Origin of the sequence: Pseudofrankia inefficax, assembly GCF_000166135.1 — a bacterium.
Taxonomy (GTDB): domain Bacteria; phylum Actinomycetota; class Actinomycetes; order Frankiales; family Frankiaceae; genus Pseudofrankia; species Pseudofrankia inefficax.
Map to the genome: position 1 here is coordinate 4,965,840 of NC_014666.1, position 26,036 is coordinate 4,991,875.

Sequence of the window (26,036 nt, forward strand, 5' to 3'; positions counted from 1 at the left end):
GTCCCGCTACCGCTGGATGATCGGCAGGACGAGGCGGCTGGGCCGGGACGGGCCGTGGAACACCTGGTTGTCCGCGACGACCGGCGTGGCGGTGTCGTAGGCGATCTCGTTGCCGGTGTTCGTGTTGCGGTCATAGCGCGGGAAGTTGCTGCTGGAGACCTCCAGCCGGATGCGGTGGCCCGGCAGGAAGACGTTCGACGTCGGGCCGAGGTCGAGGGTCAGTTCGTAGACCTCGCCGGGTTCGAGCAGCTTCGCCTCGGCCAGCGACTCCCGGTAGCGGGCCCGCAGGATGCCGTCGGCCAGGTAGATGGCTCTGCCGTCGGGGAAGACGTCGACGAGCTTGCCGGTGAAGTCGGTGTCGAGCGCCGACGACGACGCGTGCAGCACGAGGCGGATATCGCCGGTGACCTCGACGGGCTCGGTGAGGACCGGTGTGCTGAAGCAGAGCACATCGGCCCGTTGTTCGACCGGGCGCTGGTCGGCCGGCCCCGATCGCAGGGCGGCCACACCGAAGCCCATCTCGTTGAGCCGTCCACCCAGCGTCGGCACCGGGTCGTGGGGGTCGAACCGGTAGCCGTCCGAGGTCTCGGTGGTTGGGACGTCCGTCGTCAGCAGGCCGTCGCCGTCGGCGGTGTTCGCCTGGCCCGCGCCGTCGAGGTAGTAGTCGACGTACCGGGTGTCCGGCAGCGGCCAGTCCTGCTCGTCGCGCCACTGGTCGATGCCCATCACGAAGATCCGCACCGGGCTGGCGCCGACGTCCGAATCCTGGTTGCCACGCAGGTGACGGTCGAAGAACCGCAGGTGCGCGCCGGTGAGGTCGGCGTAGGGAGCGCCGGACATCAGGCCGAACTCGCGGTCGCGGTACATCGCGTCCTGATAGGTGTGGTCCCAGGGGCCGACGATGAGCCGCTGGCCTTCCCGTGCCTCCGGCGTGGCCGCGCCGGCCCGCATCCGGGTGAACGCGCGGGTCGTCTCGGGCGCGAAGAAGTCGAACCAGCCGACGATGTGCAGCGCCGGGGTGGTCATCTCGCCCAGGTGCTCGCCGGGTGCGATGCCCTTCCAGAAGTCGTCGTGGCTGGGGTGCTTCCACCACTGCTTCCACCAGGGGGCATGCTTGTCGAGCACCGGCTGGTCGGTGATCGGAAACCTGCGCAGATGCGGCTCCAGGTCGAACATCACCGACCCGGCCTCGACCAGTGGGTCAAGGTCGCCCTTGCCGTGCTCGAAGGCGTACTGGCCCTGGGTGACGATCTGCGCGGCCACCCAGCCCAGCGCCATCCCCCAGGAGACGGCTCCGCCCGGGCTGTACCAGGGCGCGAGGTAGAAGTCCGTGGTGGCCGCCGTCGGGGCGATGGCCTTGAGCGCCGGTGGGCGCCGCGAGGCCGCGGCCCACTGGGTGATCCCGTGGTACGACATCCCGTAGCCGCCGACGGTTCCATCACACCACGGCTGCGCGGCGGTCCACTCCACCGCGTCGAAGCCGTCGTCGGCGTCGTCCATGAACGGCCGGAAACCGCCGTTCGAGCCATACGTGCCGCGGCATTCCTGGTACACCACGGCATAGCCGGCCTCGACCATCGACAGCACGTTCGGGATGAGCGAGAGGGGCAGCTTCTCGAACATCTCCTTGCTGTAGCCCATCCGGATCACCAGGGCCGGTCCCGGCGGGCCGTCCGGCAGGAACAGGTCCGTGCATAGCGTCACGCCGTCGCGCATCGGCACCATGACGTTCTTCTCGACTCGGTATCCCACGGTCTCTCCCGCGTCCTCGCTCGGCTGTTCTTTCGGGTACGGCTCCGACAGTGGCTGTGCCGTCAGGCGACGGCCGACGCCCAGTGGTTCTCGCAGAACAGGCGGATCTGCGCCGCGCGCTCGTTGTCCTCCGGGGACATTCCGAGGAAGCCCGCGTGTCCCATGGCCTCCCACACGTGCAGTTCGGCCTCGACACCCGCCCGCAGCAGGGCCCGGTGAAAACGGACCGTGTCCGACAGGAGCTTGTCCCGCGTTCCGGTGGTCAGGATGGTGGGCGGGAAACCCTGGGTCAGGTCGGCGTACACCACCGAGATGTAGGGGATCTTCAGGTCGTGGCCGCCCGCGTACAGCTCGAAGGCCGGCGCGAAGACGCCGCGCAGCACCGTGTCGACGCCCTCATTCGTCCACCAGCTGTCGCTGCTTTCCGTGAGGTCGGTGCAGGGCGTGTTCAGCACCGCCGCTGCCGGCAGCGGCAGGCCTTCGTCGCGGCCTTTCAGGACGCAGGCCGCCGCGAGGTTCCCGCCCGCCGACGAACCGCCGATGACGACTTCCTCTGGCCGTCGTTCGTCGAGCAGCCGTCGGTAACCGGCCACGCAGTCGTCGACCGTGGTCGGGAACGGGTGGTCGGGCGGCATCCGGTAGTCGACCGACCAGACCGTCGCGCCCAGGCCCTTGGCGAAGTCGACCGCCCGCGAGCAGGCGATCTGGCCGCCGTCCTGGATGAAGCCGCCGCCGTGGAAGTCGAGGAAGACCCGGCGGTCGTCCGCGGGCACCCCATCGGGCCGGATCTTGTAGACGACGAAACCGCCGAGATCCTCCTCCTCGACCGTCGCACCGACGAACTCGCCACCCGCCCCCGTCATGGCGATCACGGCCGCCTCGCGCTCGGCGACCAGCTTCTTCCAGCCCTCGGCGTCGAGCTCGACGCCGAGCCACTCCGGCTCCGGCCCCACCATGCCCAGCGCCAGCATCGCCCGCGCCTCGGGGCTCACCGTCGGGGGAACCGGTACCTCGCGCTCCGGCACCCGCAGCGCCGGGAGCGAACCTTCGTCCGTCATCGCCCTCACCTCTCGTGTCACAGCGGGCAGCGTCCGCTCAGCCGGTAATAGTCGACAGCGGTGCGAGAACAGCCGTCCGCCCGGCGCGCTCAGGCGTCACCACGTGGCGGCCTGGATGTCGGAGCGCATCGCGTCCGCGTCCTGGGGCAGCAGCCAGCCAGCACGGACAATCTCGTCAAGCCGCCGCCCGAACCGCTCGGCGTAGCCGGCGGAGTCGCCGTACTCCTGCTTCATGGTCGCGGCGTCAAAGGGAATCTCGAAGCCGATCGTGCTGAAGGTGGGATTTCCGGCCGCGCCCAGCGGGGTGGAGTAGTACCTCGCACGAGGGACGTCGAGTTGGACGCAGCGGACGCCACCCACGGAGTTGCCATGGGAGTCCTGGGCGAAGGTGCCGTCAGCGGTCACCTCGATGCGATCGGCCTTCGGCGGGGTCGTGCCTTCGACCACCCACCGCACCAGGTGGTCCAGCGTGACGTCGAACAGCTCGTTGTGGGGCAGGCTGTTCATCACGTGATCAGGGGTGAGGCTGGCGGCGTCACCGAACTCGATCCAGAACGCCGTGTTGTTGTGCGGCGGGTATCTGGTTCCCATGTGCGGGACGCCGGCCAGTTCGTACAGCCGGTACCGGTCACCGGGATCGTCGCTGTCGGGCCTGCGGTAGTGACGCGGCTCCCCGCCGTCGTGGAACCAGGTACCCGGGTCCGCGACGTCACCCTCGCTGATCACCTGGATGATCGGGACTTCCCGTGGCCCGAACCGTTCGGTCGGGCAGCCGGTCGGGAGGTATCCGTCGAACACGGATGAACCGTCGGCGAGCCGATGGGACCGGTGGCCGTTCACGATGTAGTTGGTGACGACGCTGCCGGTCTGTGAGTGCCCGGCGAGCAGGACATGCCGCACGCCGGTGAACGGGCCGTTCGAACCGCGGATGGCCGCGCCGACCTGGGCGAGAATTGCGTCGGACGCGTGGTTGTACCGCAGAAGCTCCTGCAGAAACGCGCCGAGGTTGCCGGACGCGTTGCGGTCGCGCCGATCCGGGCCAGGCCTGGCCATCGTCGGCGCCGGGGCAGCCGAGGCGATGTGCAGTGCCGCATAGCGCTCAGGCGACACCGGCTTGACGTGCGTGTCGAGCGCCGATTTCTGCGAGGCGACGCATACCCAGCCGTGGCCGGAGCGCAGGACGTAGGGCGAGCTGTACATGAAGATCGGCGCGATACCGCTCGCGTGCAGCGGCTCGACGAGCACGGTGCCGCTGAACAGTGCGGGGTCGCGGGGCAGCCGGACATAGACCTGCGTGGTGTAGGAGTGCCCGTCGTCGTCTGTGCCGGACGCGAGCCATTCCGTTTCGACGTAGTCGACCCCGGCTGGCCGCCGGTGGTACTCACCGCCGGGCACGAAGGCTCGGTGGGAGTCTCCGGGGTCGAGCCGGCGTAACTCGGCGGGCGCCACTTCCGTCACTGCTGCGCACCTCCGTTGCCTGAGATGACGAAACTCGACGCGGCGCGAGGATCGCCGCCGGTGTAGACCGCCCTGGCCGGATAGGGCCCGATGGGATGCGTGATCGAGGTCGGATTCGCCACCGGCGAGGTGATCGTCACGTTGCCCGGCTCGACGCCGTTCTCGACCCAGTCGACGAGCAGCCCGTACAGCTGGCTCCCCCCGAAGATCGGCGGATTCGCCTGCTCGTTCGAGGTGCCGTGCGGGGACATGTGGCCGCCACCGGGAACGATGTAGAGCCTGAAGAAGCTCTGGACGTTCTGGAGGCCACCCATGGTCTCGACGACCCGGTCGTAGTAGCGCATCGTCGTCTGTATCGGGATCGACTCGTCGTTCCAGCCATGCCAGCTCAGGAACTTCCCGCCGCGCGCCTGGAACGCGGTGAGGTCCGGGTTGTCGCTGGCGATGTGCGCGAACGCCGGCTCCATCTCGGCCGCGCGGTCGAAAAGGTCGGCGAGCCGCGCGTAGGAGAAGTCGCGCCAGCGTCCCTCGCCCTTGCCACTCGCGTTCTCGAAGGACGGGCCGGCGATCGACGGGTCCTGCAGGATGAGCGCCGCCTGGTCCGCGCCGGGCACGTCCCCACTGGCGGCGCGTTCCCGCAGGATCTCGCGCATCCGCGGGTCGTGCTTCGTGAAGTAGGCGACGTAGAGCGAGGTGCCTCGCGCCATGCCGTACCAGCGGCGCCCGCCCAGCGCGACGTCGACGCCGCTGTCCGCCGCGGCGTCCGGCACCGAGCCGTCGTCGGTCACCCCGTACCAGATCTTGTTGACGGCCCGTGCCTGCGCCGTCGTCAGGGCGTCGGGCGACGTGTTGGTCCCACCGTCGCTCACGGACAGCACGGCCGGGTCCCGGGACGGGTCGTACCTGCAGGCCTCGTTGTCGAAGATGTAGCCGAGGTGCTCGCCCCCGACCAGGTCACCGGCGTGGATCGCGGCGTTGGAGGCCAGGTCCATCTGCTCCTCGGTGAGCGCGACGCCGTCGAGGTCGCGCTCGATCACCAGGTGCCGATAGAGACCGGCGAGAGCCCATTCGCTGAAGTTGATCGTCGGCAGGTTCGCGATGATGCCGTCGTAGTCGTCCGGGTACTGCTGCGCGAGCCGGTACCCGTGGCGCCCCCCGGTCGATGAGCCCTCGTAGTAGCACCGCCGGGGCGCGGCACCGTAGAACACCTCAGCCAGCGCCTTCGACCGGACCGCCATCTCGTGCATGGCCCGATGCGCGAAGTCGATCCACAACTGCGTGGCCGGCGTCCCGTCGGGGTTCATCCCCCAGGCACCGTTCGTCAACGCGTGGCCGGAATCCGTGCTCGCCGAGACCGCTCCCTCGCCACCCGCGGTCAGGGCGGCATAGAACCACCCGATCTCGGTCGGCGACGCGTGACGGCCACCGTCGTAACCGCCAAGGCCGCCGATGTTGTGGACCCGCCCGTTCCACCGGTTCTTCGGCGGCAGCCACACCTCGATGCCGATGCCCGGCGACGTCGACGGGGCATCGGCGGGACCGGGGTTCCCCGGCCCGACCAGCAGTTTCACCAGGAAGAGATCGGCCGGCGCGTTCGGCGTGTACGCCGCCGGCGTCTCCGAAAGGACGAGCGGCTCGCCGGCCCGGAAGCTCGTGACGAGCAGAACCCGCACCAGCTCGTCGGTTCCGAACGCCCGCTCGGCGCACTCCGCCAAGAATGTCGTGTCCATGGTTTTCCCCTACCGCGCGAGCCGCGGGATGACCGGCAGGATCAGCCGCGACGGGTGACGGCCGTCGTGGTGCACCTGCTGGGTCGCGGGCACCGTCTTGCCGGACGTGTCCTCGGTGATGCGCTGGCCGGTGTTCGGGTTGAGCTCGTATTCCGGGAACGCGCTCGACGAGACGTCGAGCCGGATCCGGTGGCCGGTCCTGAAGACGTTGCTCGTCGCCCACAGGTCGAGGCGGTAACGGCGCGGGGTGTCGGGCGCCGGTGGCCGCGTGAACGCGACGCCGGTACGCACCACGCCCTCGGCGAGCGGCATGGTCGTGCCGTCCGGGAAGACGTCCACGAGCTTGGCGGTGAAGTCCGTGTCGGACACCGACGAGGACGCCCAGAGCTCGAGCGTCACCGGACCGGTGACCTCCACGTCCTGCTCCAGCGGCGGCGTCGTGTAGACGAGCACGTCGTCACGGGCCTCGTTGCGGGCTGTCTCGGCGCCGTGGTCGGGGGCGTAGCACTCCAGCCGGCCCTGGGAGACGACCGGGTTCCGCGGGTCGTAGACGAACACGTCGGCCGGTTGGTCTTCGGGACGCAGTGTCGAGAGCACTCCGTCGCCGCCGGCCGTGTTGGCCGCGCCCGCGCTGTGCAGGTAGTAAGGCGTCCACTGCGTGCGGGCCAGCGGCCACTCCTGCTCATCGCGCCAGGTGTTCTCGCCCATCACGAAAAGGCGGACCGGGGCCACGTCCGGCACCTGCTCGCCCTTCAGGTGACGCCGGAAGAACTCCATGCACGCGGAGCCCTCGGAGAGGTCCCACAGCCCATGCGGCCCGGAGTTCGCCGGAGCGTCCGGGCGCGGCGGGCACATGCCGCCGTGGTTCCACGGGCCGACGACCAGTTCCTGGCCGTCCCGGACGCGCTGGTTCGCCCCCGAGCGGTGCAGCGTCTGGAAGGCCTCGATCGTCCCGTTCAGGAACAGGTCGTACCAGCCGCTCGCGTGGAAGACCGGCAGGTCGAGGTCGACGGCGTGCTCCGAGGCGTTGATCGCCAGCCAGTACGGGTCGGCGGGGTCGCCGTGGTCGCACCAGTCCTTCCACCACGACACCAGCTCGAGCTGCGGAATGTCACGCAGCGGCCGGTAGTCGTACATCTCCATCATCGCCACGGCTCGCTTCGCGATGGCCTCCGCGACGTCGCCGGGCTCGTTGCCCTCCTCGCCGTGGTGAATCGCGCCCTCCGGCGCCGGGACACCCCGCCGCTCGGCCTCACCGAGCACAGCGCCCCACGCCCACGCGAACGCGCTGCCCAGGGAGAGGACACCCGGCGCGGCGTACCAGATCTCGTTGCCGAAGGAGTTCCACGTCGAGGTCAGCGGCGCGATGCACACCAGATGCGGCGGCCGGGCGATCGCGGCCGCCCACTGCGTGATGCCCTGGTACGACCCGCCGAACATGCCGACCTTGCCCGTAGACCAGGGCTGGACGGCCGCCCACTCCACCACGTCGTAGCCGTCGTCGATGTCGCACAGCCCCGGGTGGAACTCGCCCTCGGAGGCGAACCTGCCACGGCTCTGCTGGAACACGGCCACATACCCCTGGCGGGCGATCAGCTTGGCGAACTCGGCGAGCCCGGCGGTGACACCGCCCTCAAGCCAGTAGGCCGTGCGACTCACGAGCACCGGGAACGGCCCCTCCCCCGGCGGCCGGTAGATCTGGGTGTAAAGGCGCACGCCGTCCCGCATCGGAACCATGACGCCCTTGTCCACGATCAGTTCCTCTTCGGCGATCAACTCGCCCCTCCTCTCACGGCCGCCGGACGACGGCCGCGTGGGATGTCTGGCTGGATCAGGCGCGACGAATACCGCGGAGAACGTTCGGTAGTGGCGGCCCGCCGTCCCGCCAGGTCTCGATTCCTCGCGCGTGCTGGGAGCAGCGCATGCTCGACTAGCCGATGCCCCGCACCCGAGCTTTACGGACGTTCAGCGCATGTTTATCACCCGATCAGGACGTTGTCACCCCACGAGAACCGCAGCGTCCTCGCTACGCTCCGCGATCGTTGACGGTCCCCCGACCGGCCCGTCTAGACTCCGACCCGCTCGCCCGCCGGCACGCCCCCGAACGCCGGGGCGCCGGGATGTGCGGCGGCACCGGGGTGCGCGACGAGGCCAGGGAGCGATGAGCCGAAGGAAGCAGGCTGCGCCGTCGGGGGGTGGGCCGCCGGGGGGTGGGCAGGCCGACTCGGCCTCCCGGCTCGCGATCGTCGAAGCCGCCGCGCGGCTTCTGGCCGAGGAGGGCTACGCCGCGGTGACCACCCGGCGCATCGCCGCCAGGGCCTCCGTCACGAGCCCCCTCATCTACTACTACTTCGGCACGCTGGACGACCTGCTGGTCGAGGTCTTCCGCCGGCGTGTCGACCAGGCCCTCGTCGAGCAGGCACGGCTGCTCGACGTGGAGCAGCCGTTGTGGGCGCTCTGGGACATGACCAGGTCCCACGACTACGCCGCGATCGGCGCCGAGTTCGTCGCCCTGGCCCACCATCGGCCGACGGTGCGCGACGCGGTCGTTCACTACGTGCAGGCGTTCCGCGCCATGCAGGCCGACGCCGTCTCCACGGCGCTGCGTCGTCGCGGGGCCGACCCGGACCGGTTCCCCGCGGCCGCCGTCGTGCTCCTGTTGCAGGGCGTCGCGAACGTGCTTGCCACCGAGCACGCGATAGGGCTCGAGCTTGGCCACCAGGAACTGGCGGCCTTGGTCGAGCGACAGCTCCGGGAGATCGAGGGTCCACGCCAACGGCCGGTCCCCCGGCTCTCGGCGTGAGGCGTTAGCACCTCCTTGCCCCTCGCAGATTCTGCTATCGCTTGACGCCGAGGCGGAGGCTCGCCGACGCGGCGGGGCCGCCTTGACCTGCGGGCGACCGCATGCTAAACACGCGTTCAGGCGATTGTGTTGGTTATCTCTTTGGTTGCGCAACCATTGTCGGAAGCAGCCTGCGACCAGGCACGTCGCCAGATCGAGACGGCGTGCTCGGAACCCTCGAAACAGCTGACAGTTGGGTTTCTGGCGCACTGGTATGCGCCATCGGCGCATATGTCCCGTTGCCAGGATTTCATACACGACGGTACGCCGCCGCCCGCGCCACCACCTCGCCCAACCGCATCCCGGACTGTCGCAAAGGGCATGCGGCGATGCGCCACGCCTCGGTGGATCGGCGACCGCGGCCTGGGCGGCTTCGACAGGAGACAGACAGATGAGAAAGCGCACCACCAAGCGACCGAGGCGCCCGCGCGCGGCGACGGCGATAGCCGCCGTCATCGTCGGCCTGCCCGCCGCCTTAGCCGGCTGCGCCACCGGCTCGTCCGCTTCCGGTGGCACCAGCAACGGCCCTTGCGCGTCACCAGGTGTGACCGCTGACTCGATCACCATCGGCCTGATCTATCCCGACAGCGGCGCGGTCTCCGCCGGATTCCGAGACGCGCGCAGCGGCGTCGACGCCCGGGTCGGGCTGCAGAACGCCAGCGGCGGGGTCAACGGCCGCAAGCTCGTCATCGAATGGCGCGACGACAGGTCAGAGCCCGCCGGGTTCGCCAACGCGGCCCACGACCTCGTCGACCGGCAGAACGTCTTCGGCCTGATCGCCGTCTCGATCGGTTTACCTCCCTCCGCGGACTGGCTGCAGAAGACCGGGGTGCCCGTGACCGGCATCGCGACCAGCGCCGACTGGAGCCAGCACCCCAACCTGTTCCACTTCGGTTCGATCTTCAACGAGGGCGCCGCCGTCGACACCTTCGGCAAGTACGTCCGATCGCAGAACGGCACCAGGGCACTCGTCCTGTTCGACCCGACCTCCTCGACCTCCAAGGACCTCGCGGGCCAGTTCACGCCGAGCCTGCAAAGCCAGGGCATCCAGGTCGTCAGCACCTATCCGTACACCGAGAACATCTCCAGCCCGGCCCAGGTGGTCGAACGGCTGCGCGCGACCGGGGCGGACACCCTCGTCGGCGCCGCGCAGATAGACAGCTTCATCGACATCTACGCGGCCGCGCGTCAGGCCGGCCTCAAGCTCAACGTCGCGCTCAGCAGCGCCGGCTACAGCCCGAGCCTGCTGCGGACGCACGGCAGCGCCATCGCCGGGATGTCGGTCATGGTCGACTACGTGCCCTTCGAACAGCCCGCGCCCGCCATGCAGACCTATCAGAAGGCCATGGCCGACTACGCGCCGGAACTCGCCGACCCGGACGACGAGATCGCGCTCGGCTCCTATGTCGCCACCGACGAGATGATCCAGGGCCTCAAGCTCGCCGGCACCTGCCCGACCCGGCCCGCGTTCATCAGGAACCTGCGCCAGGTGCACGACTTCACCGGCGGCGGCCTGTTCGCGCCTACGGATCTCTCGCAGCCCGCCGCGCCGCCGCCGTGCTTCGACTTCCTCAAGGTCAACCCGGCCGGAACGGCCTTCACGGTCGTGCCCGGCAACCGACCGGACGGATTCTGGTGCGGCGAGACTCTCGAAGCGCCACCGACCAAGGGCTAGACCCCGGACCAGAACCGTCAACCGGCGGCAACGGCAGCCCGAACCGAGCCCGCGGTGACCAGAGGAAGGTCGGCCATGGTGACGATGCCGGGGCGGGCGGCCACCACGGCGGGGATCGCGTTCACCGCGGGGTTCGCGGTGTTCGCGTCCTTGTCGAGGGCGTTCGACGGATAGTCCAGCTCGTACCGGAGCCGGACGTTGGGAATGCCGCGCACCTCGATCTGGTAGCCCTCGTTGATCTCCCAGTCCGGTTCCATGGCCTGCCCGAGCCGCCACAGCAGGCCCACCGCGATCAGCGGCCTGCCGGCGACGATTCCCTCCCAGGTCCCGTTCAGGCCACAGACGGCGCCCTTCGGGATGTCCATGTAGCCCAGGTGCAGGTCCTTCGTCGCGACGCCGAACTCGGCGGTGTAGCGCACCTCGTCGAGCCGCACCCGCAGGGTCTCGGCCATGACCTCGACGACGTCGCGGAAGACCAGCTGGCGTTCCCGCGCGGTCTCGACCAGCCCGGGAGTGTCCGGCGGCGACCCGAAGCCGAGGGACCGCCAGGTCTCGGCCGACTCGTAGGAGGTCGCGTCGGACTGCTCGAAGATCGAGATCCGTTCGATCTCCCGGCAGGCCGCCGCCGCGGTGAGCGCCACCGCGCTCGCGAGCCCCGGGTTGATGCCGCTCCCGTAGAGCGACACGCCGCCCTTCTTCGCCGCCTCGTCGAGCCGGAGCCGGTCCGGCTCGCCGTACGAATGCCCGGTGATGAAGTTGGCCGTCGAGACGACGTTGATGCCAGCCTCCAGCAGCCGGACCAGCTCGTCGACGTTCCAGACCAGCGGCATGTAGGCGACGACGTCCGGCCGCAGCGCCACGATCTCGTCGACGTCGTTGGTCGTGGTGATGCCGAGCGGGGGTAAGCCGACCAGCTCGCCGACGTCCTGACCGGCCTTGGCCGCGCTCCAGACGTAGCAGCCCACCAGCTCCAGCTCGGGATGCGCGACCACCCCCCGCACCGCGGCGCGCGCCACGCCACCCATCGTCCACTGCGCCACCCGAAGAGCCATGGCTGATTCGCCTTTCTGTACCAGCGGAATTGTGCGGACCGGGACCGACCGCATCCCCCGACCGCGGTACCGTACCAGGATGCTGAGCGAGCGTTAAGCACTTCGGACGGCCCACCACGACCGTCCGCGGCGCACAGCCGGTCACCGACGGTCTCCAGGAGCCGCGATCTTTTGAACGATCGCTTAGTACCAATACACGCGAGTCGCGTGAGGTGCGATCGTGACCGGTCCTCCGGTCCGGGGGGCATGGCGGGTGAGCCGGCCCGCGGGCCAGAATGGGCGGATGTCATCTCCCGCGGTCATGGTCGTCGAGGACGACGTGAACGTCTCGTATGTGGTCGCGACGGCGCTACGGCTGGCGGCCTTCGAGGTGGTGGAGGTCTCGACGGGGCGTGAGGCGCTGCGCGTCGCGGGCGGTGACGCTCCGCCAAGTCTTGTCGTGATGGACGTGATGTTGCCCGACCTCGACGGGTTCGAGGTCTGCCACAGGCTGCAGGCCTGCGGCTCGGACGTGCCGGTCCTGTTCCTGTCCGCTCGGGGCAACCTCGACGACCGGTTGCGGGGCCTGTCCGCGGGCGCGGATGACTACCTGGCCAAACCGTTCAGCGTTGAGGAACTGGTGGCGCGGATCAGGGTCATCCTGCGGCGCCGCGGGGTGCTGACGGAGGCCTCCGCGTTGACCTGCGGTGCCCTGCGCCTCGACGAGGATGCCCGCCGCGTGACCGTCGGGGGCCGCACCATCGCGCTGTCACCCACTGAGTACAAGCTTCTGCGATTCCTGTTACGCAACGCGGGCCGGGCGGTAAGCCGTGCGCAGATCCTCGACCACGTGTGGGACTACGGCTTCGATGGTGAGTCGACGGTCGTGGAGACGTTTATCTCCTCCCTGCGGAAGAAGGTCGACACGGCCCCGCCGACGCTTATCCACACCGTCCGGGGCGTTGGCTACCGCCTCAGCGAGGAATGAAATCAACGTGACGCTGAGGCTGCGCCTCGGGGTGACCGGAGTGCTGCTGCTGGGCGTTCTCGGGTTGGCCGGGTATCTGCTGATCCGGTCGGTGTGGGCAGTCCAGGTCGCCCAGATCGATCGGCAGCTCACCGGGTCGGCACCAGTGGTGCTCTACTCGTTGGGCAACGCGGGGCCGGGGCGCGGCCTCTCCGATCTCGCGAGTGCCTCTGGCGCTCCGGCCGGCCCGGACATCCCCGCTTCGGGCGGTGTCGCCGTCCAAGCCCGTTTGAACGACTTCTACGTCGCCGTGGTGTCAGGTGACCGCCGTAGGGTGCTTCTCGCGCCGAGCGTCGACCCGGGCCAGGCCCCGCGGGCGCCCGCTGGCGCACCACGCGTCCTGACCGCCCTGCGCCCGGCGACCGTGTCCTCGTTCTCGGGTGCGGGCCGGTGGCGGGCCGTGCTCGTCGCGGGTACCGGCGGCGAGGGTGTTCTGCTGGCCCAGTCGTTGTCGCGGGTGGAGGCGACAACCGGGCGGGTGCGTCTCGTGGCGTCGGGGGCGGGCATGCTGGTGCTGATCGTGATGTTCGCCGCTGGCTATTGGGTGGAACGGCTCGGCTTGCGGCCGATCACCCGGGTGACCCGGGTCGCCGACGCGATCTCCGCGGGGAAGAGGTCCCGCCGGGTGGACGTGCGAGGATCGCCCCGCTCCGAAGCCAGCCATCTCGCGCGGGCCTTCAACATCATGTTGGATGAGGAGCAGGCGAGCCAGGACCGGCTGCGCCGGTTCGTTGGCGATGCCTCGCACGAGTTGCGCACCCCTGTCTCGGTGATTCAGGGGCTGGCTGAGATCTGGAGCCAGGGATCCCCGCTGAACGGTGCCGACCTTGACGAGATGATGCGGCGGATCGGCCAGGAGAGCCGGCGCATGGCGGATCTCGTCGAGAACCTGCTGCTACTGGCACGACTGGACGAACGTAAGCCGGTGCGACGCGGAGAGATCGACCTCGCCGCCCTGGTGCGGGATGTTGCCTTCGATGCCTCATTGCTGCATCCGTCCCGCGACCTCACCTGCGACGCGAAGGACTCGGCCATTGTCCTCGGCGACGAGTCGGGGCTACGCCAGGTCGTTTCCAACCTGTGCCAGAACGCGCTCATCCATACGCCACCGACCGCGTCGGTGGCGCTGAGCGTGGCCGTAGATGATGCTGGCGGTAGAGCGGTTCTCGAAGTGCGTGACACCGGCCCGGGCATGACAGCCCAGGATGCCGAACGGGCGTTTGACCGCTTCTGGCGAGCCGACGCGAGCCGCGTCCGTCCCGGTTCGGGTCTCGGCCTGCCGATTGTCGCGGCGATCGTCACCGCCCACGGCGGATCGGTCACCATCGAGTCCTCACCGGACCTCGGCACGCTCGTCCGGGCCGTCCTGCCCGCGGCGGGCCCATCCAGCAAACCCGCAACTGGCGTTCAAGAGGCCGCAAGGTTGGGCGGCAAGGCTACCGGGGATGCCGAACAATCCCCAGGACGCGCCGTCTCCGCGTCACGAGTCGCCCCCGTCCCACCTGGGGACAGGCGCCCTGTCCCCAGAGACGCCGGCTCCTGAGCGGTCCAGGTACCTGGCTGGCCGTCGTGGCGCCCCTCGCGGGTGGATCCCGGTCGCCCTGGCCGCCGGCCTGCTGCTCGGCGCCGGGAGCATGATGGCTCTCGGGCAGCACATCCAGCGCCCGCGGCCCACGCGGGCCGCGGCGACCGGGCATGGGCGCATCGTCCTGTGGGGCGACTCGCTCGCGTGGGAAGCACGCGGACCGTTCACCCACGTCGCGACTCTCGACGGCGATGAGGTTCTCGACCGCACCTGGCCCGGCACCGCGATCTGCGACTACGTCGCCGACATGCGCACCCAGATCCGCGACTGGCACCCGACTGTCGCTGTGCTGTCCTTCTCCGGGAACGGTTTCACCCCCTGCATGCGAGGGCGCGACCCGCTCACCGCCTACCGCGAGGATGCGAGCACCGCGGTCGCACTGCTGCGCGCCGCCGGTGTGCAGGTCCGGCTCGTCGTCTCACCCCCGAGACGAGGCCAGCCGGTCGACTCCGACGGCCTCACTGATCTGGGTCGCGTCTACCGCGATGTCGCGGCAGCCAACCCCGGCACCCAGGTCAGCTACGCCGGCTTCGCCGTCACCGTCGACGGCCAGTGGTCAGCGACCCTGCCCTGCTCCGCGCCCGAGCCCTGTAACACGGCTGGCACCGTCACGGTTCGCGCGCCAGACGGCACCCATTTCTGCCCGGACCCCGACACGCCGCCGGTTCCGACGGCGAACCTGGTCGACTGCCCGGTCTACAGCCCCGGCGCCGAACGGTTCGGACTCGCGATCGCGGTCTCCCTTGGTCTCTCGCTCGACGGATTGCTCCCGGCACGTGAATAGGCAGCGCCCGATGGCAGCCGCGTGAATCGCGGCCACCCGCCGTCAGGTAAGCGTTCCAGCCCGGCGTCCCCGCAGTCGCGGGTGACGCAGTGTCCGGCACAAGGTTGAGGAGATCAGTGACAAGAGTTCCTAAGGTGACGCTTCTCGCGGTCGCCGTTTCCGCTGTGGTCACACTGGCTGTCGGATGCGGCGGATCCAGCGGCACGAGCTCCGGGGGCCCGCAGGCGACACCCCGGCCCAGCGCCAGCCGCGCGCCACTCGACGTTCGATACGACGGCATCGTCGCGCCCAGCACGACGCTCGCGCAGCACACCGTCTACCAGCCAGCGGATCTGGGCGCGGTCAAGGATCTCCTGCCGATCGTCGTGTGGGGCAACGGCGGCTGCCAGGCCAACGGAACGCAGGTGAAGATGTTCCTCCAGCGTCTCGCCAGCTACGGGATCCTGGCTGTTGCCAGCGGCGACGCCGACGGTAAGGGAGCGTCCCAGGCGTCGTGGCTCCTCGACGCCGTGACGTGGGCGACGGCGGAGAACGCCCGTCCGGGGTCGCCCTACCAGGGCAAGCTCGACACGCACGCGATCTCCGCGCAGGGACTCTCCTGCGGCGGGTTGGAAGCTCTGGACGTGAGTGCCGACCCGAGAATCAGCTCGACGATTCTCTGGAGCAGCGGAAGCTTCCCGAACGGCCAGCTGATCGTCGGAAAGGAGGCGCTCACCAAGCTGCACGCCCCCATCGCCTGGATCGACGGTGGCCCCTCGGACATCGCCTATCCGAACGCGGTGGACGACTACAACCGCGTCCCCTCAACGATCCCCGCCGTGCTCGCGCAGTACGGCGATGTCGGGCACGGCCAGCAGCTGGCCCCGGCGCACCTCAACGAGATGGCCGGCGTCGCCGCGAGCTGGATCGATGCCGTGGACTACAAGAACGCGGCAGCGAAGGCCAGGTTCGTCGGGCCCGCCTGCGGTCTCTGCGACCAGCAGCCCTGGAAGATCCAAGCCAAGAACTGGGCATAGCCCGGGCCGGCTCGGAGCCATCACCCGGTCGCATCGGCCGTTGAACGCGATGTTTCAGGGCTTCTCGACGGCCGGCTCGGCGGGAGCGGCCTGCGCGAGCAGCCGCTCCACGAGGGCCCGCACCTCGGCGTGGCCGTCGGAGATGCCGAGGGCGTCCTCCGCGACGAACGCACGGCTGACCGCGCCCATAAGGAAGATCAGCGCCGGTGCCGGGATCTCGGCGAGGCCGGGACCGTACTGCGCCATCCCGCTCGCGAGCAGTTCGGTCTGCTGACGCCGGGACCGCTTCGAGTACTCGGCGATCTCGTCACGGATGCTCTTGCGGTGGTTCGCCAGCGCCATGAACTCCGTCAGCAGCGCGGAGCGGGTGGGCTCGGTCATCAGCTCCCACAGCTCACGCAGCGGCTGCGGCGAGGACAGCACGCGCTCGTGCCGTTCGAGGTTGCGCTCGGCACCCCGCCGGAACAGGGCCAGGAACAGATCGTCCAACGTCGGGAAGTAGTAGTGGATCAGCGCGGGGGTGACACCGGCTCGCTTGGCGACACTGCGTGAGCTCACACCGGCGTAGCCCTCCTCGCGCATGATGCGCTCGGTGATGTCCAGCAGGAACGCGCGGGTCGTCGAGCTCTCGGTGCCGGTACGGCGCGGTGCGGTCATGTTTCGATTCTCCTTGACGCCGTGAAGCCACCCGTGCTGAACTGGCGTTTAATTTGACGGGCGACGCCCGACGACCGCGCGACCGACCCCTCAAGACCGGGCCAGCGGACGGTCCGCCCTGCCACGACGGCGGCGGCGCGACCCATGGACATCTGTCGACCGTACCCAGCGCCGCGGGGCCCGAGCCGCGCGACACCCGTGGAACCTTGATTCAGGAAAGCGCAGATCCGTTGATCATCCGTACCGTTGCTGCCGCACCACACGTCCTGTACGGTCGTTCAGCATGAGTTCGTTTCCGGCATGGGCCGAGCCCAGAACCGCGATCGTGACCGGCGGTGGCCGTGGCATCGGCGCGGCCATCAGCAGTCGGCTGGCCGCCGAGGGCGCGGCCGTCGCCGTCTGGGATCTCGACGGCGACACCGCGAAGGCCACCGCCGCCGCGATCGAGGAGGCCGGCGGCCGGGCCGTCGGGCTGGCCGTCGACGTCGCCGACCGGGCCCGGATCGACGCGGCGGTGGCCGAGGTCGACGCCCTGTTCGGGCCGGCGACCATCCTGGTGAACAACGCGGGGATCTCACCGTTCAAACGGTTCCTCGACATCACCCGCGACGATTACGACCGGGTGTTCGCGGTGAACCTGCGCGGCACGTTCGACTGCTGCCAGGCCGTCGCCCCCGGCATGATCGCGGCCCGCTGGGGCCGCATCGTGAACATCGCGTCCTCCGCCGGCCAGACCGGGAACGCGCTGCAGACCCACTACGCCGCGACCAAGGCCGGCGTCATCGGCCTCACGATGTCCCTGGCCAAGGAACTCGGGCCCAAGGGCATCACGGTGAACGCGATCCCACCGAGCTTCGTCGACACGCCGACCCTGCAGACCAGCCAGGCCGCGGGCTTCCTCGGCCAGGGCGTCGAGACACACGTGAAGACGACTCCGGTGCGCAGGGTCGGCCGGCCCGAGGACATCGCGGCCGCGTGTGCCTACCTCGTGCGGGACGAGGCCAGCTTCATCACCGGCCAGGTCGTCGGCGTCAACGGCGGCCGGACCATCGGCTGACCGCCCGACTGCCGGCCAGGAAATCCGTGACGCGGCCCGGGCCGCGAAAGAGGAGCATGCGATGACATCGGACCACGAGCCGGCCGCGACACCCGGCCAGGAGCGGGCCGGCGCGGCCAAGGACCTTGGCGGTCTGTTGGGCCGCATCGGGCCCAGCTTCTTCCAGACGGCGTGGGTGGTGGCCGACCTCGACGCGGCCAAGAAGGCCATGCAGGACACGCTCGGCTGCGGCGAGTTCGCCGAGTTCCGCATGGAACAGAAATGGACCCTGCGCGGCGAACGCGTCGCCGGCGGGCTCGCCCTCGGCTACGCCCGCACGGGCAACATGCAGGTCGAGCTCATGCAGCCGCTCACGGGCACCACCATCCAGCACGAGTTCCTCACCGAACGCGGGCCAGGGCCGCACCACTACGGCTACCTCGTCACGAACCTCGCCGAGTCCGTCGCCGCGGCGGCGGACTTCGGATTCACCGAGACGATGTCCGGACGCTTCGGCACCGTGAAGGTCTCCTTCATCGACACCTACACCGAGCTCGGCGTCTACCTCGAACTCATCGAGGACCCCGACGACCTCTACTGGGCCACCAAGCCCTGGCGGGACAGCCGCGACCAGGTCCGCCTCACCTGACAGACGTCCGCGGCGCCCGAAGACGAAGATCGCGCGGGCTAGATCTCGATGGCTTCGGGAAACTGCGGCACCTGCGGGACGGTGGTCACGACATGAAGGGTCGCCGTAGGGCTCAGACATTCGACTCCATGGCCCGGGTCACCGGGGAAGCGCACGAAGTCCCCGGGGCCGAGGGTGACGGTGTCGCCTCGGGGGCCGGCTCGGACCTCGCCCTCGATCACGTAGACGTGGTGCAGCGTGCCCGGCGAGCCGGTTCCGAACGTTCCCTTGACCTGCGGTTCGGCGTCGGACCTGCCGAGCCGCACGATCAGCGTGCGCACGTAGCCCGAGCCGTATACCTGGTCCATCATTCGGACCGACCAGTCGTCGTGCTGGCCGTCCCAGGCCGCGCCCTGGGCACGCTGGACGTAGAGGGGCGAGCCCCATTCGGTGACCAGGCGCCGCATGGTCAGGTGCAGGGCGTCGGCGATCGCTTCGATGGAGTCGATCGTCGGGTTACCGGTGCCCTGTTCGATCTTGGACAGCGTCTGCTTCGACAGCCCGGACCTGCGCGCGAGCTCTCCCAGCGACAGCTTTCGTTCCTCCCGGAAACGTCGCACGTTGCGGGCGACCAGCTTGTTGGCGTCACTCATCACGCCTCCCTCAGGTGTCAACTTTAATTGACGATTCGTCAATCTTGACAGACAGTGGGGTGGTCGTCAAGGATTGTGATCCAGCGAAAGTCGACACATCACACGCGTTGCGGCGGGAGGCATCATGGCCGGTGCGAGCGCCCCCGAGGCGGCGGAGCGGACCGCCGTCGACAAGGCGCTGAGCCTGCTCGCCGCACTCGGAGGTGAGTCCCCGGCGGGGTTGGGCGTCACGGAACTCGGCCGACGCACCGGCCTGACCAAGTCGACCGCGTTCCGCCTTCTCGGCGTCCTACTGCGCAACGGCGTCATCGAACGGGTTGGTAGCAACTATCGCCTAAGTCCCGCACTTGGCGAATTAGGCGGGCACGCCGACGATCCCCGGCATGAATGGCTGTGCACGGTCCTGACGCCGTTTCTTGCGGACCTTTACGAGTTAACCCATGAGACCGTTCATCTCGCGGTGCTGGACGGCCTCGACGTGCTCTACATCAACAAGCTGTACGGACATCGCCCAGTCCGGTCACCGTCGCGGATCGGCGGCCGGGTGCCCGCCCACTGCACGGCGGTCGGCAAGTCGCTGCTCGCCTACGACGCGCAGGCGATCGACGCCGTGGCCGCACGGAGCCTCGCCGGCCTGACGGCTCACACCATCACCGACCGGAACCTCCTCGAACGGCATCTGTGCGAGGTCCAGCGAGATGGCATCGCCTTCGACCACGAAGAGGCGCTCCTCGGGCTTACCTGTGTCGCCGCTCCTGTGTTCGGTCCGGCCGGCCGGCCGGTGGCCGCGGTCTCGGTGGCAGGCGCGACAGGCCGGTTCGACCCGCGGCAGCACGCCGCGGCCCTGCGACGGATCTGCTACGCGGCCGGCCGGGCCCTCGTCGCCGCACAGGGTCCGCCCCGCTCCCCCGGCGCGCTGGCGCGGATGGCCGCTTCCTGAGCACGCGAGCGCGGGACTGGCCGTCTACCAGCGGCAGGTCGACCGGCGCGCTGGCGAGGTCGTCAGCGGCCCTGCGCCGTGGCGACCGCGAATCCAGCGATCCAGGCGGGAACCGGTTCGTAGAACCGTGACTCCAGTGTGTACGGGCCGGTGGCCGCGAGCGCGGCGAAGGCCGCGATCCAGGTCCGGACCTCGTGGGCCGAGCCGCCGCCCTCGGCAGCCATCCAGTCGACCGTCCAGGAATCGACGGTCGCGAGGTCACCAACCTCGATCAGGTCGAGCAGGTGGTTGTCCCAGGCCGGGTTGATCGGGAGCCTAGTCGAGGTCCCGGCCGCGTAGTCCCGGCCGGCCTGCACCACCCGCTGCTCGCTCCTGGCCCGCTGCTCCGCCGTCGGCGCGGCGCCGTCGATGAGCGCGTCGGCGACCCGCGGCGGCGCGCCGTCGAGCACGGGCACCGGCGGGTCGTGCGACAGACCGCCCGAGGCGACGAACAGTACCCGCTTGTCGAGGTCGGCGGCGGCCGCGCCGATCGCGGCACCCAAGGCACGGATGCGGCGGACCGGGCCGAGCGGGGTCGCCACGCCGTTGATGAAGACCGGGACGACAGGAACGCGGTCGATGCCGCCGAAAAGAACGTCCAACGGCTGAGCGAAGCCGTGGTCGACGGTCATCCGGGCCGAGATCGTGAGATCGACGCCTCGGTCGAGCACTCCCTCGGCAAGCGATCTGGCGGACCTCCCGTCGACGGACAGCGGCCCTTCACCGGAGCCGAAGTCGCCGATCGCGTGGGCGGCGGTCGCCAGGCAGAACGGCGGCATCTCCTTGTAGAAGAAGCCGTTGTAATGGTCGGGCGCGAACAGCACGACGAGCTCGGGGCCGAAGCCTCGAACGAAGGCCCGGGCACGAGCGACGGCCTGGTCGACGCGCTGGACCGTGTCTGGTGCCGGGTCCACCTTGCCGATGAGCGGCGAGTGGGACAGCCCGACGGCCGCGGCGGTCACGACAGATCCTTCGGGTCGGGCAGAGTGATGACGACCTTCCCGGTCAGCTCTCCGTCGATCATGAGCTGGAATCCTTTATGGATCTCCTCAAGCGGCAGGGTCCGGTCGATGACGGGACGGACGCCAGTCGCCTCGAGCAGGCGCAGCAGGCCGAGGAGCTCGCCGCGGGTGCCCCCCGTGGAGCCCAGGATGCGCTGCTGGAGGTAGAAGATCCGGCTCAGCTCGGCGGGCGGGTTCGTCCCGCTGGTCGCGCCGGCGATCACCAGCGTGCCTCCCGGACGAAGCGAGCGCAGTGAGTGCGACCAGGTCGCCTCCCCGACGGTCTCGATCACCACGTCGACCCGTTCCGGCAGCCGCTCGCCCGTGGGCAGCACCGCGCGGGCTCCCCAGGTGAGGGCCTCGGCGCGCTTCCGCTCGCTGCGGCTGGTGGCATACACGACGGCACCGGCGGCCGCGGCGAGGCTGATCGCCGCGGAGGCGACGCCGCCGCCCGCGCCCTGAACGAGCACGCGGTCGCCCGGCCGGATGACGGCCTGGGTGAACAGCATCCGGTACGCGGTGGTCCAGGCGACCGGCAGGCAGGCGGCCTGCTCGAACGACAGCCAGGCCGGCTTGGGCACGACGTTGCGGGTCGGGACGCTCAGGTACTCGGCGAACGCGCCGTTGTGCTGTTCGGACAGCAGCGCCCGGTTCGGGTCCAGCGTCTCGTCGCCGTGGCCGGCATCCGGGTCGGCGATCACCGGATGGATGATCACCTCGTTGCCTGCCTCGTCGTAGCCCGCCGCGTCGCAGCCCAGAATGATCGGGATCCGCTCCGGCGGGTGGCCGACACCGCGCAACGTCCACAGGTCGTGCATGTTCAGCGACGACGCCACGACACGTACCGTCGACCACCCGGGTCGGGGGCTCGGCTTCGGGACTTCACGGAGGACCAGGCCGGAGAGCGGGTCGGTGTCGCTCTGGGAGTCGGCGAATGCGGCGCGCATGCTGTCACCGTCGCGCGACGGCCAGGCCGCGCCATAGCCCTTGTGCCGTGGTGCGGAACATCGGTCAGGAGGGCACGGGCAGGTCCAGCCGGGAGGTCGCGAGTGCGATCGTGTGTCGATTGGTGAGTCGCGTCCTGGCCGTCATCGGGTTCTCGCCGGTGCCGGGGTTGCGGGCATACCGCGGGAAGGAGCCACCGGCGACAAGGAGTCGGATGCGATGGCCGGCCTTGAACCGGTGGGCGACCGGAGACAGGTCCAGGCGGATCGGACCGGTGGCGTCGCGGACGCGTAGGTATCCGTCGGCGACGTTTCGCGACGTGCCCCGCGAGTCGACGTCACTGATGCGGACACAAAGGTCGGCGTCGGGGTGCTCGGTCCGGTCGTCAAGGGTGACAACCGGAGTTCCCATCACCTCCAGGTCGACGTCGAGGGGTTCGGTGGTGAAGGCCAGCACATCATTCCGCCTCGCGAGCGCGCCGTCCTTGACATATCCACCCTTGGTGAACGTCGCGCCGCCGAGAGTCGGCGTCGGGTCAGCGGGATCGTAGGTGAAGGTCATCTCCTCGCCGCCGTCCGCCTGTGTCTCGTCGAGGCGGCCGTCGGCGTGCGGGCGAAGTGTGCGCGTGCTGGACTTCGGCGGCCACGTGTCGAGGTGACGCCACTCCCCCGCACCGGTGACATGAAGGTGCACCGGGGCTGGGCGCGGCGTTACCGGCAGACCGCCCACCTTGGCGTCGAGCCAGTCCAGGATCTCCTTGAAGGGAGCCCTGGCGAGGGCGGAGCCCCCGTGCGTCCAAGGTCCGACGGTCAACGCGACATCGACGCCGCGGGCGCTCAGCCGGCGGTACTGCTCGTGACTCTGCCGCGTGAAGATGTCCATCCAGCCGCTGACGATCAGTACCGGAACGTCCACCGTCTCCAGGGCCGAACCGAAGCGCGCGGGACCCCAGTGCGGATCGGCCAGATCCGGATGGGTCAGCCACTCCCGCAGCCAGGGGACACGGCCTTGGAACTCCGCGTCGACCGCTTCCAGGATCGAGGTCGCCGCCATCACCTGACGCACCCGCGGGGTGCCCCGCACGCCGTCGACAATGACCGAGAGCATGTTCGACGTCTCCTGCCGGCTGATGATGTGAGCCCAGCCGATGATGTCGAGATTGTAGGTGCCCGTGCTCAGTGAATGCTCGGCGAAGTCGTGCGGGCCGACGAAAACCGCGGCCGCTTTCAGGTCCCGAGGGGGATCGGCGAAAAGCGCCCATTCGGTGAACCCCAGATAGGACACGCCGACGGTGCCGAACGTCCCCGTGTACCACGGTTGGGCGCGCATCCAGACCACGACGTCCTGGCCGTCCGCCGCCTCGACCCGCATCGCGTCGAAGTAGCCCTCCGAGTCAAACGTGCCACGGCTGCTGACGAACACGACCTGATAGCCGCGGGCAGCGAGTTGCCGGGCCAGCGTCGAGTAGGCCACACCACGCCCGTACGGGCCTCGCATGAGCAGCGTCCCGAGAGGCGCGGAGACCGGCTGGTAGACGTCCGCGGCAAGACGGACCCCGTCGCGCATCGGAATACGCGCGGCCTCGACCGAGAAATGGGTTGTCGGCGCTCGAAGACCCGCGAATCGCGCCTGGAGCCGATCGGCGATCGTAAGCCGCGCTCGTGCCTGTGATGGAACCTCAGCAACTGATGTCACCGGACCGGGCCCTCCGTTGGTCTCGCACCCACTGCGTGTTCGGCGAGGTTGAGCATGCGGTCACCGTGGCGTGGCAGCCGGCCGGGTCGTACCCGTCGTGCCGGTGGGCGGAACACCAAGTGGAACGTGGCGGCGCCGCGAGCTTCCCTCATGCCATGACCGCCACCGCCGGACCCGCCGCGGACCGGGTCACCGCGACACCCCGTGGGGCGCTGCGCCGGCCCGCCGAGCTGGCCCGTGACCTTGATGTCTCGGGGCTCGTCGACGCCGAGGGCGGCCTGCTGGACCGAGCGGTCTTCACCGACGGGTCGCTCTACCGGCAGGAACTGCGCCGGGTGTTCGCCCCGAGTTGGCTCTTCCTGGCCCACACCGACCAGTTCCACAAGCCGGGTGACTTCTTCACCACCTACATGGGCGAGGACCCGGTCATCGTCACGATGGACCGCGGCCGGACCGTGCGGGCGTACCTCAACTCGTGCCGGCATCGGGGTGCGCGGGTGTGCCGGGCCGACTCCGGCGCGACGAGGAACTTCACGTGCACCTATCACGGCTGGTCCTACGACCTGGCCGGCGAGCTGGTGAGCGTCCCGAACCGGGATGGCTACCCGGGCTCCTTTCGGACCGGGGACTGGGGCCTGGTGGAGGTGCCGCAGGTCGCCAGCTACCGCGGTCTGATCTTCGGGACCTGGAACCCCGAGCCCGTGCCGCTCACGGAGTACCTGGGTGACATGGCCTGGTACCTCGACGCGATGCTCGACCACGACCCGGACGGCACCGTCGTGGTCGGCGGCGTCCACAAATGGACGCTCGACGGCAACTGGAAACTCGCCGCCGAGCAGTTCGCCACGGACTGGTACCACGTGAACATGAGCCACGCCTCCGCGCTCATGCTGTTGACACCCGAGGGGCGCAGACCGCGCGACGAGATCGTGCACCGGACCGGCCGGCAGTACGTCGGAGACAACGGCCACGGCGCTGGTTTCCCGGTGCACCCCAAGAACCGCTTCGACGAGCGGGCGGTGCACGACTGGACGGACTACGCCGCGCTGCGCGCACGGCTGGGCGATGCCCGCGTCGAGGGACCACTGACCAACGGCCACGCGACGGTCTTCCCGAACTTCTCCTACCTTCCCGTGAACGGCTCTATCCGGGTGTGGCATCCGAAAGGACCTGACCGGATGGAGGTCTGGGCCTGGACGCTGGTCGACCGGTCCATGCCGCCGGAGGTTCGTGAGGCCCAGCGCCTGTACAACCTGCGCACCTTCGGGCCCAGCGGCATCTTCGAGCAGGACGACGGCGAGAACTGGAGCGAGGTGCAGGCGATCTCGCACGGCTTCATCACCAACCAGGTCCCGCTCAACTACCAGATGGGCCTGGGCTCGGAACGTCACGACGGCACGTATCCAGGCCGGACCAGCGAGCTCTACAGCGACGCGGCCGGCCGCGGTTTCTACGCCCACTGGCGCGAGCTGATGAACACTCCGGCCTGGCACGAACAGGAGCCGACACGATGACCGAAGGCATCCGCGTCGCCTCGCTCGACGACATTCCCAAGGGCGAAGGAGTCGCCATCGCCAGGGAGCTCACCGGGACCGCGGACGACATCGCCCTGCTGCGCGACGACGACGGCACGGTGTGGGCGCTCGACAACACCTGTACGCACGAGGACGCCGCGCTCGCCGACGGCTGGGTCGAAGGCGGTTTCGTCGAGTGCCCGTTGCACTCGAGCAGGTTCTGCCTCAAGGACGGCGAGGTCCAGGGACTGCCGGCGACCAGGGGCGTGTGCCCGCACCGGGTCGAGATCCGTGACGGCGGCGTCTACCTGTTCCCGAACGAGACACCGTAGTTCGCCGCGCGCTGCTCGACGCGCGGCCGCGCGGCCGCGCGCGGAAAGGAAAGGACACCGTGAGCATCAGCACGGACGCGGTCCCGGTGGCCCTCGCGGGAAGACGCGCGGACCGTGACCTTCATTTCGAGGTCGAGCAGTTCTACTACGAGGAGGCCGAACTACTCGACGAGGGCCGGTACACCGAGTGGCTCGACCTGCTCGACGACGACCTGGACTACTGGATGCCGACCCGCACCAACCGGCTTCGCCGCCAGCAGGCGCTGTCGGTGGCGGCCCGCGGCGAGGCCGCGTTCTACGACGAGACCAAGCAGAGCCTGGCCTGGCGGATCCGCCGGTTCGACTCCGGCACCGCCTGGGCGGAGGACCCGCCATCGCGCACCCGCCACCTGGTGACCAACGTCGTGGCGCACCACGTCGACCCGGCCGACCATCCCGGATTCACCGAGAACGACCTCGCCGTGCGCGCGGCGTTTCTCGTCTACCGCAACAGGCTGGAACGCGAGGAGAACGTGTTCGCCGGCCGCCGCACCGACATCCTGCGGCGCGGCGGCGGGGCGCTGCGCGTGGCGCGCCGCGTCATCCTGCTGGACCAGAACGTCCTGCAGGCAAAGAACATCTCGACCTTCTTCTAAAGG

23 protein-coding genes are annotated in these 26,036 nt (G+C 69.6%); 12 read left to right on the forward strand and 11 right to left on the reverse strand.

Going from position 1 to position 26,036, the window contains the following annotated elements:
- Nucleotides 1-6: 6 nt before the first annotated feature.
- The 5 genes from FRAEUI1C_RS20230 to FRAEUI1C_RS20250 all read right to left on the reverse strand — a co-directional run bounded on the left by FRAEUI1C_RS20230 (nt 7) and on the right by FRAEUI1C_RS20250 (nt 7,774).
- On the reverse strand, nt 7-1,752 hold the full coding sequence (locus FRAEUI1C_RS20230; RefSeq protein WP_013425196.1) for a CocE/NonD family hydrolase: 1,746 nt from the start codon (nt 1,750-1,752) through the stop codon (nt 7-9).
- Between the two features lie 62 nt (nt 1,753-1,814).
- Nucleotides 1,815-2,810, reverse strand: coding sequence for an alpha/beta hydrolase (locus FRAEUI1C_RS20235; RefSeq protein WP_013425197.1), 996 nt, complete (start codon nt 2,808-2,810; stop codon nt 1,815-1,817).
- 96 nt (nt 2,811-2,906) lie between these two features.
- Nucleotides 2,907-4,268, reverse strand: coding sequence for an alpha/beta hydrolase domain-containing protein (locus FRAEUI1C_RS20240; RefSeq protein ID WP_013425198.1), 1,362 nt, complete (start codon nt 4,266-4,268; stop codon nt 2,907-2,909).
- Nucleotides 4,265-5,998 (reverse strand): tannase/feruloyl esterase family alpha/beta hydrolase, encoded by a 1,734-nt coding sequence (locus FRAEUI1C_RS20245; RefSeq protein WP_013425199.1) that lies wholly within the window; start codon nt 5,996-5,998, stop codon nt 4,265-4,267. Before FRAEUI1C_RS20245 ends, FRAEUI1C_RS20240 begins: the two co-directional genes overlap by 4 nt.
- Nucleotides 5,999-6,007: 9 nt before the next feature.
- On the reverse strand, nt 6,008-7,774 hold the full coding sequence (locus FRAEUI1C_RS20250; protein WP_013425200.1) for a CocE/NonD family hydrolase: 1,767 nt from the start codon (nt 7,772-7,774) through the stop codon (nt 6,008-6,010).
- A 385-nt stretch (nt 7,775-8,159) separates the two neighbouring features.
- Between FRAEUI1C_RS20250 and FRAEUI1C_RS20255 the strand changes: the two genes are divergently transcribed.
- Nucleotides 8,160-8,801: a TetR/AcrR family transcriptional regulator gene (locus FRAEUI1C_RS20255; RefSeq protein ID WP_013425201.1), complete on the forward strand. Its 642-nt coding sequence runs from the start codon at nt 8,160-8,162 to the stop codon at nt 8,799-8,801.
- 430 nt (nt 8,802-9,231) lie between these two features.
- A complete protein-coding gene (locus FRAEUI1C_RS20260; RefSeq protein ID WP_013425202.1) occupies nt 9,232-10,515 on the forward strand; it encodes an ABC transporter substrate-binding protein in 1,284 nt (427 codons plus the stop codon).
- Between the two features lie 17 nt (nt 10,516-10,532).
- On the opposite strand, the gene FRAEUI1C_RS20265 is transcribed toward FRAEUI1C_RS20260, so the two are convergent.
- Entirely contained in the window at nt 10,533-11,567 is a 1,035-nt protein-coding gene (locus tag FRAEUI1C_RS20265; protein ID WP_013425203.1) for an NAD(P)H-dependent amine dehydrogenase family protein, read from the reverse strand.
- A gap of 283 nt (nt 11,568-11,850) precedes the next feature.
- On the opposite strand from FRAEUI1C_RS20265, the gene FRAEUI1C_RS20270 reads away from it, so the two are divergent.
- The 4 genes from FRAEUI1C_RS20270 to FRAEUI1C_RS20285 all read left to right on the forward strand — a co-directional run bounded on the left by FRAEUI1C_RS20270 (nt 11,851) and on the right by FRAEUI1C_RS20285 (nt 15,958).
- Complete coding sequence (locus FRAEUI1C_RS20270; RefSeq protein WP_041259553.1) at nt 11,851-12,534, forward strand: response regulator transcription factor; 684 nt, start codon at nt 11,851-11,853, stop codon at nt 12,532-12,534.
- A gap of 7 nt (nt 12,535-12,541) precedes the next feature.
- On the forward strand, nt 12,542-14,116 hold the full coding sequence (locus FRAEUI1C_RS36535; protein WP_013425205.1) for a sensor histidine kinase: 1,575 nt from the start codon (nt 12,542-12,544) through the stop codon (nt 14,114-14,116).
- 94 nt (nt 14,117-14,210) lie between these two features.
- Nucleotides 14,211-14,942 (forward strand): SGNH/GDSL hydrolase family protein, encoded by a 732-nt coding sequence (locus tag FRAEUI1C_RS20280; RefSeq protein ID WP_013425206.1) that lies wholly within the window; start codon nt 14,211-14,213, stop codon nt 14,940-14,942.
- Nucleotides 14,943-15,076: 134 nt separating this feature from the next.
- Entirely contained in the window at nt 15,077-15,958 is an 882-nt protein-coding gene (locus FRAEUI1C_RS20285) for a hypothetical protein (RefSeq protein ID WP_041259555.1), read from the forward strand.
- A 54-nt stretch (nt 15,959-16,012) separates the two neighbouring features.
- Here FRAEUI1C_RS20285 and FRAEUI1C_RS20290 read toward each other — a convergent pair whose 3' ends face one another.
- Nucleotides 16,013-16,615: a TetR/AcrR family transcriptional regulator gene (locus tag FRAEUI1C_RS20290; RefSeq protein WP_013425208.1), complete on the reverse strand. Its 603-nt coding sequence runs from the start codon at nt 16,613-16,615 to the stop codon at nt 16,013-16,015.
- A 283-nt stretch (nt 16,616-16,898) separates the two neighbouring features.
- On the opposite strand from FRAEUI1C_RS20290, the gene FRAEUI1C_RS20295 reads away from it, so the two are divergent.
- Nucleotides 16,899-17,672 (forward strand): SDR family NAD(P)-dependent oxidoreductase, encoded by a 774-nt coding sequence (locus FRAEUI1C_RS20295; protein ID WP_013425209.1) that lies wholly within the window; start codon nt 16,899-16,901, stop codon nt 17,670-17,672.
- 61 nt (nt 17,673-17,733) lie between these two features.
- Complete coding sequence (locus FRAEUI1C_RS20300) at nt 17,734-18,300, forward strand: VOC family protein (RefSeq protein ID WP_013425210.1); 567 nt, start codon at nt 17,734-17,736, stop codon at nt 18,298-18,300.
- Between the two features lie 38 nt (nt 18,301-18,338).
- On the opposite strand, the gene FRAEUI1C_RS20305 is transcribed toward FRAEUI1C_RS20300, so the two are convergent.
- Complete coding sequence (locus FRAEUI1C_RS20305) at nt 18,339-18,932, reverse strand: helix-turn-helix domain-containing protein (RefSeq protein WP_013425211.1); 594 nt, start codon at nt 18,930-18,932, stop codon at nt 18,339-18,341.
- Between the two features lie 124 nt (nt 18,933-19,056).
- Here FRAEUI1C_RS20305 and FRAEUI1C_RS20310 point away from each other — a divergent pair, with 124 nt between their 5' ends.
- Nucleotides 19,057-19,872 (forward strand): IclR family transcriptional regulator, encoded by an 816-nt coding sequence (locus FRAEUI1C_RS20310; RefSeq protein WP_013425212.1) that lies wholly within the window; start codon nt 19,057-19,059, stop codon nt 19,870-19,872.
- Nucleotides 19,873-19,934: 62 nt separating this feature from the next.
- On the opposite strand, the gene FRAEUI1C_RS20315 is transcribed toward FRAEUI1C_RS20310, so the two are convergent.
- The 3 genes from FRAEUI1C_RS20315 to FRAEUI1C_RS20325 all read right to left on the reverse strand — a co-directional run bounded on the left by FRAEUI1C_RS20315 (nt 19,935) and on the right by FRAEUI1C_RS20325 (nt 23,423).
- A complete protein-coding gene (locus tag FRAEUI1C_RS20315) occupies nt 19,935-20,873 on the reverse strand; it encodes a 3-carboxyethylcatechol 2,3-dioxygenase (protein ID WP_013425213.1) in 939 nt (312 codons plus the stop codon).
- Nucleotides 20,870-21,859 (reverse strand): zinc-binding dehydrogenase, encoded by a 990-nt coding sequence (locus FRAEUI1C_RS20320; RefSeq protein WP_013425214.1) that lies wholly within the window; start codon nt 21,857-21,859, stop codon nt 20,870-20,872. Before FRAEUI1C_RS20320 ends, FRAEUI1C_RS20315 begins: the two co-directional genes overlap by 4 nt.
- 64 nt (nt 21,860-21,923) lie before the next feature.
- Nucleotides 21,924-23,423 (reverse strand): CocE/NonD family hydrolase, encoded by a 1,500-nt coding sequence (locus FRAEUI1C_RS20325; protein ID WP_095522671.1) that lies wholly within the window; start codon nt 23,421-23,423, stop codon nt 21,924-21,926.
- A 284-nt stretch (nt 23,424-23,707) separates the two neighbouring features.
- On the opposite strand from FRAEUI1C_RS20325, the gene FRAEUI1C_RS20330 reads away from it, so the two are divergent.
- The 3 genes from FRAEUI1C_RS20330 to FRAEUI1C_RS20340 are packed head-to-tail and all read left to right on the forward strand — an operon-like array spanning nt 23,708 to nt 26,033.
- Nucleotides 23,708-25,066, forward strand: coding sequence for an aromatic ring-hydroxylating dioxygenase subunit alpha (locus FRAEUI1C_RS20330; RefSeq protein WP_013425216.1), 1,359 nt, complete (start codon nt 23,708-23,710; stop codon nt 25,064-25,066).
- Nucleotides 25,063-25,398: a Rieske (2Fe-2S) protein gene (locus FRAEUI1C_RS20335; RefSeq protein WP_013425217.1), complete on the forward strand. Its 336-nt coding sequence runs from the start codon at nt 25,063-25,065 to the stop codon at nt 25,396-25,398. Before FRAEUI1C_RS20330 ends, FRAEUI1C_RS20335 begins: the two co-directional genes overlap by 4 nt.
- A 59-nt stretch (nt 25,399-25,457) precedes the next feature.
- Nucleotides 25,458-26,033: a 3-phenylpropionate/cinnamic acid dioxygenase subunit beta gene (locus FRAEUI1C_RS20340; RefSeq protein WP_013425218.1), complete on the forward strand. Its 576-nt coding sequence runs from the start codon at nt 25,458-25,460 to the stop codon at nt 26,031-26,033.
- Nucleotides 26,034-26,036 lie beyond the last annotated feature (3 nt).